The sequence below is a fragment of the Alteromonas hispanica genome, from assembly GCF_010500915.1.
GTDB lineage: Bacteria > Pseudomonadota > Gammaproteobacteria > Enterobacterales > Alteromonadaceae > Alteromonas > Alteromonas hispanica.
On sequence record NZ_JAAAWP010000025.1, the window covers coordinates 1 to 785 of the forward strand.

1 rRNA gene is annotated in these 785 nt (G+C 52.7%); it reads right to left on the reverse strand.

What is annotated here, in order from left to right:
• Nucleotides 1-785: ribosomal RNA gene (locus GTW09_RS17380) — 16S ribosomal RNA — on the reverse strand; the annotation flags it as partial.

The window sequence follows — 785 nt, forward strand, 5'->3', positions numbered from 1 at the left end:
GAAAGTTCTCTGCATGTCAAGTGTAGGTAAGGTTCTTCGCGTTGCATCGAATTAAACCACATGCTCCACCGCTTGTGCGGGCCCCCGTCAATTCATTTGAGTTTTAACCTTGCGGCCGTACTCCCCAGGCGGTCTACTTATCGCGTTAGCTTCGCTACTCACGACTTAAAGTCACAAACAGCTAGTAGACAGCGTTTACGGTGTGGACTACCAGGGTATCTAATCCTGTTCGCTACCCACACTTTCGCACATGAGCGTCAGTCTTTGGCCAGGGAGTCGCCTTCGCCACTGATGTTCCTCCAGATATCTACGCATTTCACCGCTACACCTGGAATTCCACTCCCCTCTCCAAGACTCTAGTCTGCCAGTTCTAAATGACCGTCCCAGGTTGAGCCCGGGGCTTTCACATCTAGCTTAACAAACCGCCTGCGTGCGCTTTACGCCCAGTAATTCCGATTAACGCTCGCACCCTCCGTATTACCGCGGCTGCTGGCACGGAGTTAGCCGGTGCTTCTTCTGTTGCTAACGTCACGGTGAGCAGGTATTAACTACTCACTTTTCCTCACAACTGAAAGTGCTTTACAACCCGAAGGCCTTCTTCACACACGCGGCATGGCTGCATCAGGGTTTCCCCCATTGTGCAATATTCCCCACTGCTGCCTCCCGTAGGAGTCTGGGCCGTGTCTCAGTCCCAGTGTGGCTGATCTTCCTCTCAGAACAGCTAGAGATCGTCGCCTTGGTGAGCCTTTACCTCACCAACTAGCTAATCTCACTTGGGCCTCTCT